Here is a 16,391-nt window from a genome sequence, read left to right on the forward strand (position 1 = left end):
AACCAATGACTAACGTCAACGAATTTCTCGTGGCGGCAGAAGGGACCGAGGAGATTCCGATGACTTCGGAGCCCTCCGTGCTTCTGCCTGCCCCGTACGACGTGGTTTGGTCGCTTGTCGTCTTCATCATCATCTTCCTCCTCTTCTGGAAGTACGTGCTTCCGAAGTTCCGGGAAGTGCTGGCGGAGCGCGAAGACCAAATCAAGGGTGGCATTGAGCGCGCTCAGGCTGCCCAGGCTGAAGCATCGGCTGCCCTGGAAAAGAACAATGCTGAGCTTGCTGAGGCACGCGCCGAGGCCGCCGCGATCCGCGAAGCTGCCCGCACCAAGGGTAAGGAGATCGAGGCGGAGTCCCGCGAGCGCGCGGAGGCAGAGTCCAAGCGCATTGTGGAAGCTGGAGAGAAGCAGCTTCTGGCATCCCGTGAGCAGGTCGTCGCAGAGCTGCGCAACGATTTGGGCCAGAACTCGATCAACCTCGCCGAGCGTCTGCTTGGCACCGAGCTGTCGGACTCCACCCGCCGCTCGAACACGATCGACTCCTTCCTCTCTGAGCTCGACAACGTCTCGACGAGAAAGTAGGCGAGATGAAGGCAGCGAGTCGCGAAGCACAAGCAAAGGTCTCGGAGAAGCTTGATCAGCTGATCCAGAATTCCGACAATGCCGTCGCCGTGGCGATGAACGTCGGTGCTGAGCTCTTCCTCATCGTGAACCAGCTCGACGGCGAGCGCGCACTGCGCATCGCCGTTGCTGATAACTCGGTGGAGAGCTCCCAGCGCACCGGCATTATGCGCGACGTGTTCAGCGCCAAGGTCGCAGATCCGACGCTTGAGGTCCTGCTGGCAGCAGCCGAGCAGGAGTGGTCCACGCCCCGCGAGTTCCGCACCGGGCTGGTCAACCTCGGCCGCCGCGCAATCGCGCGCGGTGCCGAGAAAGACGGCAAGCTCGAGCAGGTTGAAACTGAGCTGTACCAGCTCGCCAACGTGCTGGAGCGCGAAAAGGATCTGACCCAGCTGTTGTCCGACCGCACGGCGGCCTCCGAGAAAAAGCGAGGATTGCTGGCAAACGTGATTTACGGCAAGGTGACGATGTTCACCGAGGCTTTGGCTTTGCAGGTCATCGGTCGCCCGCGCCACAACCCGGTAGATGACTTGGTGGAGCTGTCCTCCGAGTTTGCCGGTATGCGTGGCAAGACCGTGGCACGTGTCGCCACCGCGGAGGAGTTGTCCGACTCCCAGCGCGGCGTCCTGGCGCAGAAGCTTGAGAAGATTTACGGCCGCGAGATGGCCATCCACTCCGAGGTTGACCCCAGCCTCCTCGGTGGTGTGGTTATCCGCGTTGGTGACGAAGTGATTGATGGTTCGACGCGTGGCAAGCTCACGCGCCTGCGCACCGACGTCGCTGCCAACGCGGCCCTTTAGAACGAAGATAATGCTGGAACAAACTACCGAGAGCAGGAAGAACATGGCGGAGCTGACGATCTCCTCCGATGAGATCCGTAGCGCGATAGCGAACTACACCTCGAGCTACTCCGCGGAGGCCTCCCGTGAGGAGGTCGGCGTGGTGACTTCGGCTGCAGATGGTATTGCCCAGGTTTCCGGGCTGCCAGGGTGCATGACGAACGAGCTGCTCGAGTTCCCGAACGGCGTCATTGGCGTCGCACAGAACCTCGAGACCGATTCCATCGGTGTCGTGGTGCTGGGTAACTTTGAGTCCCTGACCGAAGGCGACGAAGTCAAGCGGACGGGCGAAGTCCTGTCCATCCCCGTTGGGGAAGACTTCCTTGGCCGAGTAATCAACCCCCTGGGTCAGCCGATTGACGGCCTTGGCCCGATTGAGTCCAAAGAAGAGCGCGCCCTGGAGCTCCAGGCCGCAGGCGTTCTCGACCGCCAGCCGGTCGAGGAGCCGCTGCAGACGGGCATGAAGGCGATTGACGCCATGACCCCGATCGGCCGCGGCCAGCGTCAGCTCATCATTGGTGACCGCAAGACCGGTAAGACCGCGGTCTGCATCGACACCATCCTCAACCAGAAGGCTTTCTGGGAGACCGGTGACCCGTCGAAGCAGGTGCGCTGCATCTACGTGGCTGTGGGCCAGAAGGGCTCCACCATCGCTGGTGTGCGCAAGACCCTGGAGGATCACGGTGCGCTGGAGTACACCACCATCGTGGCGGCTCCGGCGTCCGACTCCGCAGGCTTCAAGTGGCTGGCACCGTTCTCCGGCGCTGCACTCGGCCAGCACTGGATGTACCAGGGCAAGCACGTCCTGGTCATCTACGATGATCTGACCAAGCAGGCCGAGGCCTACCGTGCGATCTCGCTGCTGCTGCGCCGCCCGCCGGGCCGCGAGGCATACCCGGGCGACGTCTTCTACCTGCACTCCCGTCTCCTGGAGCGTGCAGCGAAGCTGAACGACGAGCTCGGCGCTGGCTCCCTGACCGCACTGCCGATCATCGAGACCAAGGCAAACGACGTGGGCGCGTTCATTCCGACCAACGTCATTTCCATTACGGACGGCCAGGTCTTCCTTCAGTCCGACCTGTTCAACCAGGGCGTGCGCCCGGCTATCGACGTGGGTATCTCTGTCTCCCGTGTCGGTGGCGCTGCGCAGACCAAGGGCATGAAGAAGGTCGCAGGTAACCTGCGTCTGGACCTCGCCGCATACCGTGACCTTGAGGCGTTCGCGGCTTTCGCTTCCGACCTCGACGCTGCTTCCAAGAAACAGCTTGAGCGCGGTCAGCGTCTGGTCGAGTTGCTGAAGCAGTCCGAGAACGCACCGCAACCGGTTGAGTACCAGATCGTGTCCATCTGGGCAGCGAACGAGGGCCTCTTCGACGTCGTTCCCGTCGAGGATGTCCGCCGTTACGAGTCCGAGCTGCAGGAGGCCATCCAGTCCTCCGCACCCGAGGTCTTTAGCCAGATCGAGGGCGGCAAGCAGCTTGACGACGCTTCGAAGGACGCCATCAAGCGCGTCAACGAAGAGTTCGCTCGCACCTTCCAGGCTTCCTCGGGCGAGCGCGTCGTGCGCGAGCCGGAGGCGCAGGCCCTGGACGCCGGCGAAGTGTCCAAGAACAAGCTCAACGTCAGCCGCTCCTAGGTTCTGCAGCGCGCAGGACTTTAGGACCTACATAAAGGAAGGGAGGAAACAGCACCATGGCAACACTTCGCGAATTGCGTGACCGCATCCGGTCCGTCAACTCAACGAAGAAGATCACGAAGGCCCAAGAGCTGATCGCTACGTCGCAGATCACCAAGGCCCAGGCTCGCGTCGCTGCGGCGAAGCCGTACGCGGACGAGATGCAAGACGTCATGGAACGCCTCGCCGCCGCGAGCTCCCTCGACCACCCCATGCTCCGGGAGCGTGATGGTGGGCGAGTCGCGGCGATCCTCGTGGTCACCTCTGACCGCGGTATGGCTGGCGGCTACAACCACAACGTGCTGAAGAAGGCCGCCGAGCTTGAGCGCATGCTGAGCGACGCAGGCTACGAGGTGGTTCGCTACGTCACCGGTAACAAGGGAGTTACCCACTTCCGGTTCCGTGGCATGGACGTCGGTGGCGCGTGGACCGGCTGGTCCCAGAAGCCGTCGTGGGAGGATACGCACAACGTGCGTCGCCACATCATCGACGGTTTCATGGCTGGTTCCGAGGACACCGCCAAATGGCGCGAAGGCGTCAACGGCACGGAGGGCCAGGGCGTGCGCGGTTTCGACCAAGTGCACGTTGTCTACACCGAATTCGTGTCTATGCTCTCGCAGGAAGCGCGCGTGCACCAGCTGCTGCCCATCGAGCCCGTCCTCGAGGAATTCGAGTACGAGCAGAAGAGCATGCTGGAGCAGGACGGCTCCGTGAACCCGGATATGAGCTTCGAGCCCGATCCGGACACGCTGCTGACCTCGCTGCTTCCGACATATGTTTCCAGGTCGCTCTACTCGATCTTCTTGGAAGCATCGGCTTCGGAATCCGCTTCTCGCCGTACGGCGATGAAGAACGCGACGGATAACGCCACCGACCTGGCGAACAATCTGTCCCGTGAGGCTAACCAAGCCCGTCAGGCAAAAATCACCCAGGAAATCACCGAGATTATCGGCGGCGCTGGCGCGCTGTCCGGTAGTGGAGAAAGTGACTAAATCATGACTACTGCTCAATCATTTGATGAGCGCAACGATGAGCCGGTGGGCGAGGCCGAGACCAAGGCTGCAGCCCACGAGGCACAGTCCGCGCAGAACCCGCAGGGTTCTGACAACGGACGCGTCGTTCGCGTAATCGGCGCAGTCGTCGACGTGGAGTTCCCGCGCGGCGAGCTGCCCGCTCTGTACAACGCACTCGAGGTCGACATCGAGCTCGAGGGCATGTCCCGCACCATCGTGCTCGAGGTCGCCCAGTTCCTGGGCGACAACCTGCTGCGTACCATCGCCATGGCCCCGACCGACGGCCTTGTGCGTGGCGCGAAGGTGCTCGACACCGGCAACCCGATCTCCGTCCCGGTCGGCGACCAGGTCAAGGGCCATGTGTTCAACGCACTCGGCCAGTGCCTGGATGACCCGAGCGTCGGCGAGAACGGCGACCGCTGGGGCATCCACCGCCAGCCGCCGGCCTTCAAGGACCTCGAGGGTAAGACCGAGATCCTGGAAACGGGTATTAAGGTCATCGACCTGCTCACCCCGTACGTGAAGGGCGGCAAGATCGGCCTTTTCGGCGGCGCAGGTGTGGGCAAGACGGTCCTCATCCAGGAGATGATTACCCGTATCGCCCGCGAGTTCTCTGGTACGTCGGTCTTCGCCGGCGTCGGCGAGCGTACCCGTGAGGGCACCGACCTCTTCCTCGAAATGGAAGAGATGGGCGTGCTCCCAGATACGGCCCTTGTTTTCGGCCAGATGGATGAGCCGCCAGGGGTTCGTATGCGCGTGGCCCTGTCCGGCCTGACCATGGCGGAGTACTTCCGCGATGTGCAGAACCAGGACGTGCTGCTCTTCATCGACAACATCTTCCGTTTCACCCAGGCCGGTTCCGAGGTCTCGACCCTGCTGGGTCGTATGCCTTCCGCCGTGGGCTACCAGCCCACCCTGGCTGATGAGATGGGCGTGCTGCAGGAGCGCATTACCTCCACGAAGGGTCGCTCCATTACCTCGCTGCAGGCGGTCTACGTGCCGGCCGATGACTACACCGACCCGGCACCGGCGACCACCTTCGCCCACCTGGATGCGACGACCGAGCTGTCGCGTTCCATTGCCTCCAAGGGTATTTACCCGGCTGTGGACCCGCTGACCTCGACCTCCCGCATCCTGGAGCCGGGCATTGTCGGCGAGCGTCACTACGCAGTCGCGCAGAAGGTGATCGGTATTCTGCAGAAGAACAAGGAGCTGCAGGACATCATCGCCATCCTCGGTATGGACGAGCTGTCCGAAGAGGACAAGATCACCGTTATGCGTGCTCGTAAGCTGCAGCGCTTCCTCGGCCAGAACTTCTTCGTGGCGAAGAAGTTCACGGGCGACGAGGGCTCTTACGTCCCGCTCGAGGAGACGATCGAGGCCTTCGACAAGCTCTGCGAGGGCGAGTTCGACGCCTACCCGGAGCAGGCCTTCAGCAACCTCGGTGGTCTCGACGACGTCGAGGCCGCGTACCAGAAGCTGCAGGGCTAGGAGGCAGACATGGCTGAACTTACCGCGCAATTGGTGTCGGTGGACCGCATGCTTTGGTCGGGTCAGGCCAGCATCGTCACCGCGCAGACCATCGAAGGTGAGATCGGCGTGCTGCCCGGTCACGAGCCGTTCCTTGGCCAGCTCAAGGAGAACGGCGTGGTGACCATCCGTCCCACCAGCGGCGACCGCATCGTCGCCGCTGTGCAGGGCGGGTTCCTCTCCGTCCAGGGCGACAAGGTGACCATCCTCGCTGACTTCGCGAAGCTCGCGGACGAGGTTGACACCGCCGAGGCAGAGTCCGGCCTGCGCGCCGACGACTCGCTCGTGAAGGCCCGCTCGGAGGCCGAGCTTGCCGCGGTTCGCCGCAACAGCTCGCGCTAGACCGAGTTTGCGTCAGCGCCCGGGAGGAGGGCAACGCACGCTCCTTCCTTGTACGTTTCGCGCCCCCACCTGCCGTGAGGTAGGCGGGGGCGCGACGTCGTTAAGCGGCTGTCCCGATGATGCTTGCATTGTCTGCGCAGCAAAGTAGGATTATCGCTTAAGCGTGCTTCCACGATGTGCGGGGGCCTGGCAACAACGGAATCTCGCAGGGAGGTGTCGATGGAGATCATCGTCTCTGTGGTGCTGCTTGTGGTCATCGGGGTCACGGGTATTGCGATCTGGCGGTTTGCCATGTTCCGGAATTCCGGCGGGCGCGCGCTGATCCGCAAGCTGCCGGCCCAGGGGCTGCACGGCTGGCGGCACGGTATTCTGCGATACACGGGGGAAGAGCTGCAGTTTTATAAGCTGCGGTCGCTGTCATCAAACTACGATTACGCGCTGGACCGCCGCGACCTGACTATCAACGGGGTGCGCGACCTGACTGCGGATGAGCAGGAAATTATGCCGGGGGTGTCGACGGTCCTGGAGATGACCAGCCCGCGCGGGCAACTCGAGTTTGCGGCGGATCGCCACGTGGAGATGGCGCTCATTTCCTGGGTGGAGTCTGCGCCGGATCGTCGCCAGCAGCGCGTGGACGTTCGCTCGCTGGCACAGCGCGTGCAGCGGGGCCGCGCCTAAGTGCTTCTCGACGCCACCGCGCACCCACCCGACCCGTTTCTGTTCCCCGCTGCGCGCCCGGTACCCTGTGGTGCATGCGTCTCGTCATAGCTCGTTGCTCCGTTGACTACGTTGGTCGCCTCGCGGCGCACCTTCCGTCCGCGTTGCGCCTCATTTTGCTGAAATCCGACGGCTCAGTGTCCGTCCACGCGGACGACCGTGCCTACAAGCCCCTGAACTGGATGACGCCGCCGTGCACCCTGAAGGAGGAAGCGGTGGTGGACATCGACGGCGAGGATACCGGCGAGCAACTCTGGATCGTGGAGAACCCGAAGGGGGAGCAGCTGCGCATCACGGTGGAAGAGATCCTGTCGGACTCCTTCTACGAGCTGGGCGAGGACCCGGGGCTGGTCAAGGATGGCGTCGAGGCGCACCTGCAGGAGCTGCTGGCGGAGCACATCGGCACCCTCGGAGAGGGCTACAGCCTGGTGCGCCGCGAATACCCCACGGCGATCGGTCCGGTGGACATCCTCGCCAGGGATGCAGACGGACAGACCGTGGCTGTAGAAATCAAGCGGCGCGGCGGGATCGACGGCGTTGAGCAGCTCACTCGCTACGTTGAGCTGCTCAACCGCGACGAGGTGCTCAAGCCGGTGCGCGGGGTGTTCGCGGCGCAAGAGATCAAGCCGCAGGCGCGCACGCTCGCCGAGGACCGCGGCTTCCGCTGCCTGACCCTGGACTACGACGAGCTCCGCGGCATCGAGTCCGACGAGCTGCGGCTCTTCTAGGCGCGAAGGGGAAACGATGCCGAGACGGAACCGGAGACACAACGTCACCCCGTCCTACGTGCTACCGCGCGACGGGTCCACATTCATTGGGACCCAGGAGGTCGAGGGCCCAAGTTGGGCGAACGGGGAGATTTACCTCGTGCGCCAGATCGGCGCCGCAGCGGCGAATAAGTTCTACGTGTGCCCGCGATGCAACCAGAACATTCCGCCGGGCGTGGCGCACGTCGTGGCGTGGCCGCGCGACACAGGCGGGCGTGGCGACGATCGCCGCCACTGGCACAAGCACTGCTGGGAGAAGCGGTAGCGTCCGTCCGGGTAGGCTGGGCCGCATGATTGCTGCATTTTCTGTCGCCCCAACGGTGACCAATAACGCTACTGCAGAGATGTCGGAGGCCGTGTCGCGCGCCGTGCGCGTCGTGCGCGAATCCGGGCTGCCGCACGAGACGACCGCGATGTTTACCACGATCGAGGGGGAGTGGGACGAGGTCATGGACGTGATCAAGCGTGCCACGCAAGCGGTGGAGGCGGTGTCCCCACGGGTATCGTTGGTGATCAAAGCTGACATCAGGCCGGGCTACACCGACATGATGCACCAAAAAGTCGCGTCGCTAGAGAAGCACTTTTCCAATGACGCCAATGACGCCAATGACGAAGGAGCGAACTAAATGCCGGATTTCGGACCAGGCGCAGTTGACCTGAACAAGCTGGTGGAGCAGAAGGAGGCGCAGCAGCAGCTCAAGGAGGGCGGATTCGAGCCGTTTATCACGGTCACCGAGAAGGACATCGAGGCCCGCGCCTTCCAGCGCTCCGTGCAGGTGCCGGTGGTGCTGATGATTGGCACTTCCCGGTCGGAGGATTCGGAGTCGCTCAAGGCGACGCTGCAGCAGTTGGCGGCGGGGCAGCGCAAGTTCCTCGTCGCGTACGTCGACGCGGACGCCACGCCGCAGGTGGCGCAGATGTTCGGTCTTCGCGCCCTGCCGACGGTGGTGGCGCTGGCAGCCGGCCAACCGGTGACTAACTTTGAGGGCAACCAGCCCGCCGACCAGCTCAAGCAGTGGGTCGACGCGCTGGTGAAGAACGTCGGCCCGCAGCTGCAGGGTCTGGACGACGAGCCGGAGACGGATGCCCCCGAGCCGGAAGACCCGCGACTGGCCCAGGCAACCGCCGCGCTGAATAGGAGCGATTTCGAGGGAGCCACCGCGCTTTATAACGCCATCTTGGCCGACGAGCCCGACAATCAGCCCGTCAAGCAGGCGAAGGCGACGGTGGCAGTCCTGCAGCGCCTCGACCCCCAGCGCCGCACCACCGACCCGATCGCGGAGGCGGAGCAGGACCCGCAGGATGTGGACAAGCAGCTCGTTGCGGCGGACGCCGAGGTTGTCGCTGGCGCGCCGGAGAAGGCGTTCGAGCGTCTGCTGCGCTACGCCAAGGCCGAGCCGAAGGCGAAGGAGCGCCTGCTCGAGCTCTTCACCTTGTTCGAGCCGGGCGATCCGCGCGTGATCAACGCGCGGACCGCCCTGGCCAGCGCACTGTTCTAGCCACGCAGCGTGTACAGCTGCACGCTCATCGCCGGGATGTGCAGGTTGAGGGACTGGTCGAACTGGTCCCAGGTGGTGGGCTCGGTGTCCACGGTGGGGAGGAGCTCGTTGCCTGCTCCGCCGTAGACGGCGTCATCGGTGTTGATGAGCAGCTCCCACGTGCCCGCCTTGGGTGAGCCCAGGCGGTAGTTCGGCTGCGAGGCGCCGGAGAGGTTCACCACCGCGAGGACAGCCGATCCGTCCGCGCCCCAGCGGATGTAGGCGAGGATGTTGTTTTGTGCGTCGTCGCCCTTGATCCACTGGAAGCCCATGGGCGTGTTGTCCTGGGAGAACAGCGCCGGGGTGTCGCGGTAGACCAGGTTGAGGTCGCGCACGAGGCGCCGGATGCCCTTGTGGTAGTCGTGGCCCCAGTCGTCGGCAAGGTTGTCCCAGTTGACGGAGTGGGCCTCGTCCCATTCGGTGGTTTGCCCCCACTCGCAGCCCATAAACATGAGCTGCTTGCCCGGGTGCGAGAACATGTAGCCGTAGAGCGCGCGCAGTCCCGCGGCCTTGTTCCAGTCATCGCCCGGCATGCGGGTCCACAGCGAGCCCTTGCCGTGCACGACTTCGTCGTGGCTAAACGGCAGGACGTACTTCTCGCTGAACGCGTAGACCAGGGAGAACGTGATCTCGTTGTGGTGGTAGGAACGGTGGATGGGGTCGAGCGAGAAGTACTCCAGCGAGTCGTTCATCCAGCCCATGTTCCACTTCAGGGAGAACCCGAGGCCGTCGGACTCGGTGGGCGCGGTCACGCCGGGCCACGCGGTGGACTCCTCGGCCACGGTGATCACGCCCGGGTGGGTGCGGTGGACCGTGGCGTTCATCTCCTGCAGGAACTGGACCGCGTCCCAGTGCTCGCGGCCGCCGAACTGGTTGGGCAGCCACTCGCCGGGTTCGCGCGAGTAGTCGAGGTAGAGCATCGAGGCGACGGCGTCCACGCGCAGGCCGTCGAGGTGGAACTCTTCGCACCAGTAGAGCGCGTTCGCCACGAGGAAGTTGCGGACCTCGTTGCGGCCGAAGTCGAAGACGTAGGTGCCCCAGTCCTTCTGCTCGCCGCGGCGCCAGTCGGGGTGCTCGTAGAGCGCGGTGCCGTCGAAGCGCGCGAGCGCCCAGGCGTCCTTGGGGAAGTGTGCGGGGACCCAGTCGACGAGGACGCCGATGTTGTGCGCGTGGAGCTCGTCGACAAGCGCGCGGAACTCGTCTGGCGTGCCCCATCGCGCGGTGGGTGCGTAGTAGCCGCTGACCTGGTAGCCCCAGGAACCGCCGAAGGGGTGCTCGGCAACCGGGAGGAACTCCACGTGGGTGAAGCCGTGCTCGACTAGGTACGGGACGAGCTCTTCGCGCAGCGTGTTGTAGTTCGAGCCCTGCTTCCAGGAGCCGATGTGGCACTCGTAGACGCTCATGGGGGAGTTCGCCGGGTCCATACCCTGGCGGCGCTGCATCCACTCGGCGTCGCGCCACTCGTACGCGGTGGTGTCGGCGACAACGGAGACCGTCTCCGGCGGGGCGAGGGTGGCCTTGGCCAGCGGGTCGGCCTTGTCCACGCGGTAGCCTTCGGAGGTTTGGACCGCGAACTTGTAGTGGGCGCCGGGCGCGATTCCGGGGATGAAGATTTCCCACACACCCGTCGACCCCAGGGTGCGCATCGGGTACTGGTTCGGGTTCCAATTGCAGAAGTCGCCGACGACCGCCACACCCTTGGCGTTCGGAGCCCAGACCGCGAAGGCGGTGCCGGTGACCTGGCCGAGGTCGGTGGTGTAGGTGTGGACGTTCGCACCGAGGACCTCCCAGAGGCGCTCGTGGCGCCCCTCGGCGATCAGGTGCAGGTCCAGCGAGCCGACGGTGGGCAGGAAGAAGTAGGGGTCCGCGATGATCTGCGGCTCCGCGTCCGGGTAGGTGACCTTGAGGCGGTAGTCGCTCGCGTGGTCGCCCTCGAGCTCGGCGATCCAGATGTCGTCGCCGGTGTGGTGCATCTGCACGGCGTCGTTGTGAATGAGCAGCTGCACGTCGGTCGCGCCGAGCAGGCGAGTGCGCACGACGGTGTTTCCTGCCACGGCGTGGCGGCCGTAGAAGTCGTGCGGTGCGTGGTGCTTGCACTCGAGGAGGCGTTGGCGGTCGTGCTCCGGGATAAGCGCTGCGGGGGAAAGTTCGTGGCCGGTCATCATCGTCTTTCTAGTAAAGCGAGTAGAGAAGGTGCTGGTTACGGGCGGTAGTCGTGGTCCGAGATCTGGCGGTACGCGAGCGCTTCACGACGCTCCGGAGCAACCTCGGGCAGGCGGAAGATATGGGCGACGTTTTGCTGCGGCACGAGCTGGACGTAGTTGTGCTCGTTCCAGGTGTAGCGGTCGCCGGTGATGAGGTCGTGGACCGGGAAGGGTTCGCCGTGGTCCAGGCCGAGCGAGGCGGCGTCGATACGCACCATGCCCTCTTGCATGTGCCAGGGGTCCAGGTTGACCACAACGAGGACGGCGTTGCCCGTGACCGCGTCAACCTTGGAGTAGGCGATGATCTGGTCGTTGGTCACCTCGTGGAAGCGGATCTGGCGTAGCTGCTGCAGGGCCGGCTGTTCGCGGCGGATGCGGTTGAGCAGGGTGAGGTAGGGCTCGAGGGACTGGCCGCGCTCGAGGGCCGCCTCGAAGTCGCGGGGGCGCAGCTGGTACTTCTCGGAATCCATGTACTCCTCGGAGCCGCCGTGCACGGGGATGGACTCGTAGAGCTCGTAGCCGGAGTAGACACCCCACAGCGGGCTTATTGTCGCGGCGAGGGTGGCGCGGAGTGCGAAGGCGGCGGGGCCGCCCTGCTGCAGCGAGGCGTGCAGGATGTCGGGGGTGTTGACAAAGAGGTTGGGGCGGGAGACGTCGGCGACGTCGATGAGCAGCTGGGTGAAGTCGGTGAGCTCTTCCTTGCTCACCTTCCAGGTGAAGTGGGTGTAAGACTGCGAGAAACCGGCCTTGGACAGCCCGTACATGCGCGGCGGGCGGGTAAACGCCTCGGCGAGGAAGATGACGTCCGGGTGGGTCTCGTGCACCTTGGCAATGAGCCAGTGCCAGAAGTTCACCGGCTTGGTGTGTGGGTTGTCCACTCGGAAGGTAGAGATGCCCAGCTCAACCCAGTACATGATGACGCGGTAGACCTCGTCGTAGAGGGTCTCTGGGTCATTATCAAAGTTGATGGGGTAGATGTCCTGGTACTTCTTCGGCGGGTTCTCCGCGTAGGCGATGGTGCCGTCCGCGAGCACGGTAAAGAACTCGGGGTGGTCGTCGGCCCACGGGTGGTCGGGCGCGGCCTGCAGGGCGAAGTCGAGGGCGATCTCCAGGCCGAGCTGGTCGGCGTGGCGGAGCATGTCGAGGAATTCTTCTTCGCCGCCGAGCTCCGGGTGGAATGCGTCGTGGCCGCCGTCCTTGGAGCCGATAGCCCAGGGGGAGCCCACGTCGCCGGGCGCCGCAGTAACGGAGTTGTTGCGGCCTTTGCGGTTGACCTCGCCGATCGGGTGGATTGGCGGGAAGTAGACGGTGTCAAAGCCCATCGCCGCCACGCGGTCGAGCGCCTGAGCGGTCGTCGCCCACGTGCCGTGGACCGGTGCGCCACTCTCGTCGCGTCCACCGGTGGAGCGCGGGAAGAGCTCGTACCAGGAGTTCACGAGCGCTTCGCGACGCTCCACGAGCACGTCGCACACCGGGCCGTGGGAGACCAGGTCGCGCAGGGGGTAGGCGGCGAGCACGTCGAGGACGTCCTCGCTCAAGCCCGCTTCGACGCGTTGCTGGAGGGGGAGGGAATCGTCGGCAAGCGCCGATGCTGCGTCGCTGAGCACGGCGGCGTCGGGGGCGGGGGTTTGCTCGGCGGCGGCGGTGAACAGCTCGATGCCGTGGGCGAGGTCGTTGGCCAGCTCGGCGGCGGACTGGCCGGCCGCCAGCTTCTTCGTCACCGCGTTGCGCCAGGTCGCCATGACGTCGGACCAGGCGTCTACGCGGAACTGCCACAGGCCCTGCTCGTCGGGCACGAAGACGGAGTGGACGTAGTCGGGGCGGTAGGGCTCTGGGTGCATGTGCACGGAGTACTGCTCGCCGTCGGGGGAGGTGATGACCAGGGTTGCGGCCACCGCGTCGTGGCCCTCGCGCCACACCAGGGCGGAGACGGGAACGACCTCGCCGACGACCGCCTTCGACGGGAGCGTGCGGCCAGAGACCTGGGGCCGGACATCATCAATTCCGAATCTTGCAACCATGGCGTCATCTACCTCGAACGTGGCGTAGGGATCCCGCGACGCGCGTGCTGCGCCAACCGCGAGCCGGTCAGTAACACTAGCCACAGTAGCGAAACTGCAAGGACCGCACCGGCCTAAGTTGCTCCTAACTTTCGCGCTGGCGCGACGCGCACCCCAACCTCCCCACATGCGCCGGAAAATAGGACAGAATGGGAGGCGTGAATGACGCACAAGCAACCGAACCAGTGACCGATCCGGACCTTTTGCTCGACTTCCGCGGCGTGGAGTTTGTCCGCGGCGGCAATACACTCGTCGGCCCCGTGGATTGGCAGGTGGAACTGGATGAGCGCTGGGTGATCGTGGGCCCCAACGGCGCCGGCAAGACCACGCTGATCCGGATGGCATCGGCCCTGGAGTTCCCGTCCAAGGGCACGGCGTTCGTGCTCGGCGAGCAGCTCGGGCGCACCGACATGCGCGACCTGCGCGCCGCGATCGGGCTGACCTCCTCGGCGCTCGCGCAGCGCGTCCCGGAGGACGAGAAAGTGGGGGACCTGGTTGTCTCCGCCGGCTACGCCATCGTGGGCCGGTGGCGCGAGGACTACGACGAGATGGACTACGAGCAGGCCATGGACGTGCTCGAGCAGGTCGGCGCGATGCACCTCATCGACCGCCGCTGGGGCACGCTGTCCGACGGTGAGAAGAAGCGGGTCATGGTGGCGCGCGCGGTGATGATCAACCCGGAGCTGCTCATTATGGACGAGCCGGCCGCGGGCATGGACCTGGGCGGCCGCGAGGACCTCATGGCCTACCTGGGCGAGCTCGCGCTCGACCCGGACGCGCCGGCGATGGTGATGATCACCCACCACCTCGAGGAGATTCCCTACGGCTTCACGCACGCCATGCTGCTGGACGAGGGCGAGGTGATCGCGCAAGGGCTCATCGATGACGTGCTGAACAGCGAGAACGTGTCCAAGGCCTACCACCAGCCGATCGAGGTAACCCGCGCCGACGGGCGCTACTTCGCGCGCCGGGCGCGTTCCTCCCGCGCTGGGGCGCACAGGAAGTGAGTGCGGGGGCGTCGAGAAGCACTCGGGGCCCTTCGGAACCATGAGACGAGGCATGCAGCGCAGCGTGGGGGCGTTTTCCACCGACCGCGGCGACGAGATCGACGTCACCGAGGTCAGCGGGTTCCATGGTGCGCGCATGTCCGCCACCGTGATCCTGCTGCGCGACACCGCAGCGGGGCTGGAAGTCTGGATGCAGGAACGCGTGCTGAGCATGAAAAACTACCCCGGGGTGACGGTGTTTCCCGGCGGCGGGGTGGACAGCCGCGACTTTCCAGGCCGCTCGTGGAACGACGGTGACCTGTGGCTTGGCCGCAGCGCGATCTCCATGGCCCGCCAGCTGGGCGTGACCAAGTACAAGGCACACGCGCTGGTGTTCGCGGCAGTGCGCGAGCTCTTCGAGGAATCCGGCACGCTGCTCGCCGTCGACGAGGAGGGGCAGCTGCTTGCCGACGCCCGCCCGTTCCACCACCAGCGCCTCCAACTGGAGTCGCACGAAATATCGCTGACGGACGTGCTGCGCGATAACGACCTCAACGTGTGCGCCGACCTGCTCAAACCGTTCGCGCGCTGGGTGGGGCAATCCGGTCGCGGCGACTGGTTCGACACGTTTAGCTTTATCGCGGCCAACCCGACGGGGCAGGAGCCGGACGGCAACACGGGGGAAGCGGACGACGCGAACTGGTTCCCGCCCTCCCTTCTGCTGGAGGGCTGGCGCCACGGGCTGGTCCGTTTCGCCCCCGCGACCTGGGCGCAGCTGAGGCTGATCGAGCAGTACGGCACCGTCGACGAGGTCTTGGCCGCGGCAAAGCATGCGACCATCACGCCGGTGATCGGCGACCCGGTGGACGACGAGCGCTTCACCGAGTTTTTCACTTTCAAACCCAAGGACCGGATCGGAGGCCGTTATGGCATTCATCCCGAGTGAGGTCGCCTACTTGGCGGAGCACGCCACGCGGATCGAGGCGCTCGCCCCGGAAATCGCCCTGACGAAGGTGAGCGTGTTTGCGGACCGGGCACGGCTAGACGCGGAGTTCGGGGAGCACGCCCGCGCCGTGTCCGCGCTCATCGCCGCGCAGCGGCAGGCGGACGGGAAGTTCCCCGGCTGGTGGCTCACCGACTCCGACGCCGCGCAGCAGGCGACTCCGGCGCTCGTGGCCGCGCACCGCGCGCGCACGCTCGCCGGCGCGGGCGCGACGCTCGTGCACGACGTGACGTGTTCGGTGGGGTCCGAGGCCCCGCACATGGTGGACGCGGGGCTCACCTGGCTGGGCTCCGACCTGGACGAGGCGCGGCTGCGCATGGCGCGCTACAACCTCGGCCGCGGCGCCTGGCTCGTCCGCGCCGACGCGCTGTACCCGGTGTCCGTGCCGGGGGCCGGGGGCGTGGTCGTCGCAGACCCGGCGCGGCGGAAAAACGGGCGTCGCATCACAGACCCCGCCGACCTGGAGCCGCCCCTGCCGGCGCTCGTGGACGCCTACCGGGGTACGGAGCTGGCGATCAAGTGCGCGCCGGGCATTGACTACTCGGAGTGGGACGGGTTGGTCAGCGTTGTCTCGTTGGATGGCGGTGTGAAGGAGACCTGCCTCTACACCCCCGGTATAGGCACCGGACGCGAGGCGGTCGTGCTCCGCGCCGACGGGTTCGTGGACGTGGTGCGCGGCGCGGGCGACGTCGTGGGCGAGGGGGATCACCGCGCCGAAGGGCCGGGGGAATGGATCGTCGAACCCGACGGCGCCGTCATCCGCGCCGGGCTGGTGCAGGAGTGGGCACGCCGCCACGGACTCTGGATGCTCGATCCGCACATCGCGTTTCTGACAGGGCGGGACGTACCTCCGGGGTACAGCGGGTTCCGCCTGCGCGAGGTGGTGCAGCTGAAGAAGCTGAAGGCGGCCCTTCGCGCCCACGATGCCGGGGCGGTAGAGATCCTCGTGCGCGGCGTGGACGTGGACCCCGACGCGCTGCGCAAGAAGCTCAAACTCAAAGGTACGCAGCAGCGAGCCGTGATTGTAGCCCGGGTCGGCGACGACGCGCTCGCCTACATCTGCGACGCGAGGGAGCACCGCCCCGCGGCGTAAGCGACGG

Annotated in this window: 16 protein-coding genes; 14 read left to right on the top strand and 2 right to left on the bottom strand. The window is 65.5% G+C overall.

Features of this window, described 5'->3' with window-relative positions; genetic code table 11:
* The first annotated feature begins 5 nt into the window (after nt 1-5).
* From OVO38_RS07295 to OVO38_RS07345, 11 genes are all read left to right on the top strand, one after another.
* Complete coding sequence (locus tag OVO38_RS07295; protein WP_095536947.1) at nt 6-578, top strand: F0F1 ATP synthase subunit B; 573 nt, start codon at nt 6-8, stop codon at nt 576-578.
* A 5-nt stretch (nt 579-583) separates the two neighbouring features.
* Complete coding sequence (locus OVO38_RS07300; protein WP_095276012.1) at nt 584-1,417, top strand: F0F1 ATP synthase subunit delta; 834 nt, start codon at nt 584-586, stop codon at nt 1,415-1,417.
* Between the two features lie 10 nt (nt 1,418-1,427).
* Nucleotides 1,428-3,092, top strand: coding sequence for a F0F1 ATP synthase subunit alpha (gene atpA / locus OVO38_RS07305; protein ID WP_095276014.1), 1,665 nt, complete (start codon nt 1,428-1,430; stop codon nt 3,090-3,092).
* 56 nt (nt 3,093-3,148) lie between these two features.
* The gene (locus tag OVO38_RS07310) at nt 3,149-4,123 is read left to right on the top strand and encodes a F0F1 ATP synthase subunit gamma (RefSeq protein WP_095536946.1); all 975 of its coding nucleotides are present in this window, start codon (nt 3,149-3,151) and stop codon (nt 4,121-4,123) included.
* A 3-nt stretch (nt 4,124-4,126) separates the two neighbouring features.
* Nucleotides 4,127-5,635, top strand: coding sequence for a F0F1 ATP synthase subunit beta (gene atpD / locus OVO38_RS07315; protein ID WP_233125505.1), 1,509 nt, complete (start codon nt 4,127-4,129; stop codon nt 5,633-5,635).
* A 9-nt stretch (nt 5,636-5,644) separates the two neighbouring features.
* The gene (locus tag OVO38_RS07320; protein WP_144717068.1) at nt 5,645-6,016 is read left to right on the top strand and encodes a F0F1 ATP synthase subunit epsilon; all 372 of its coding nucleotides are present in this window, start codon (nt 5,645-5,647) and stop codon (nt 6,014-6,016) included.
* 219 nt (nt 6,017-6,235) lie between these two features.
* Nucleotides 6,236-6,694, top strand: coding sequence for a DUF2550 domain-containing protein (locus OVO38_RS07325; protein WP_095535050.1), 459 nt, complete (start codon nt 6,236-6,238; stop codon nt 6,692-6,694).
* Between the two features lie 74 nt (nt 6,695-6,768).
* On the top strand, nt 6,769-7,461 hold the full coding sequence (nucS, locus tag OVO38_RS07330) for an endonuclease NucS (protein ID WP_144717067.1): 693 nt from the start codon (nt 6,769-6,771) through the stop codon (nt 7,459-7,461).
* Nucleotides 7,462-7,477: 16 nt separating this feature from the next.
* The gene (locus OVO38_RS07335) at nt 7,478-7,765 is read left to right on the top strand and encodes a hypothetical protein (protein WP_095276028.1); all 288 of its coding nucleotides are present in this window, start codon (nt 7,478-7,480) and stop codon (nt 7,763-7,765) included.
* 25 nt (nt 7,766-7,790) lie between these two features.
* Nucleotides 7,791-8,126: a thiamine-binding protein gene (locus OVO38_RS07340; RefSeq protein ID WP_267208110.1), complete on the top strand. Its 336-nt coding sequence runs from the start codon at nt 7,791-7,793 to the stop codon at nt 8,124-8,126.
* Nucleotides 8,127-8,999, top strand: a complete 873-nt coding sequence (locus OVO38_RS07345; protein ID WP_095276033.1) for a tetratricopeptide repeat protein — start codon at nt 8,127-8,129, stop codon at nt 8,997-8,999. It abuts the gene before it with no gap.
* On the opposite strand, the gene glgB is transcribed toward OVO38_RS07345, so the two are convergent.
* Together glgB and OVO38_RS07355 are read right to left on the bottom strand one after the other, a co-directional pair.
* Complete coding sequence (gene glgB, locus OVO38_RS07350; RefSeq protein WP_267208111.1) at nt 8,996-11,200, bottom strand: 1,4-alpha-glucan branching protein GlgB; 2,205 nt, start codon at nt 11,198-11,200, stop codon at nt 8,996-8,998. The two genes, OVO38_RS07345 and glgB, sit on opposite strands and share 4 nt — an antisense overlap.
* A 38-nt stretch (nt 11,201-11,238) precedes the next feature.
* A complete protein-coding gene (locus OVO38_RS07355; protein WP_267208157.1) occupies nt 11,239-13,263 on the bottom strand; it encodes a maltotransferase domain-containing protein in 2,025 nt (674 codons plus the stop codon).
* A gap of 188 nt (nt 13,264-13,451) precedes the next feature.
* Here OVO38_RS07355 and OVO38_RS07360 point away from each other — a divergent pair, with 188 nt between their 5' ends.
* Genes OVO38_RS07360 through OVO38_RS07370 form a run of 3 tightly spaced genes read left to right on the top strand, consistent with a single transcriptional unit; the run spans nt 13,452 to nt 16,384 of the window.
* Nucleotides 13,452-14,309: an ABC transporter ATP-binding protein gene (locus tag OVO38_RS07360; RefSeq protein ID WP_154878674.1), complete on the top strand. Its 858-nt coding sequence runs from the start codon at nt 13,452-13,454 to the stop codon at nt 14,307-14,309.
* A 52-nt stretch (nt 14,310-14,361) separates the two neighbouring features.
* Entirely contained in the window at nt 14,362-15,234 is an 873-nt protein-coding gene (locus OVO38_RS07365; RefSeq protein ID WP_095553087.1) for an NUDIX hydrolase, read from the top strand.
* Nucleotides 15,215-16,384, top strand: coding sequence for a THUMP-like domain-containing protein (locus tag OVO38_RS07370; protein ID WP_267208112.1), 1,170 nt, complete (start codon nt 15,215-15,217; stop codon nt 16,382-16,384). Before OVO38_RS07365 ends, OVO38_RS07370 begins: the two co-directional genes overlap by 20 nt.
* Nucleotides 16,385-16,391 lie beyond the last annotated feature (7 nt).

The organism is Corynebacterium sp. Marseille-P8863, assembly GCF_946902955.1.
Taxonomy (GTDB): domain Bacteria; phylum Actinomycetota; class Actinomycetes; order Mycobacteriales; family Mycobacteriaceae; genus Corynebacterium; species Corynebacterium gottingense.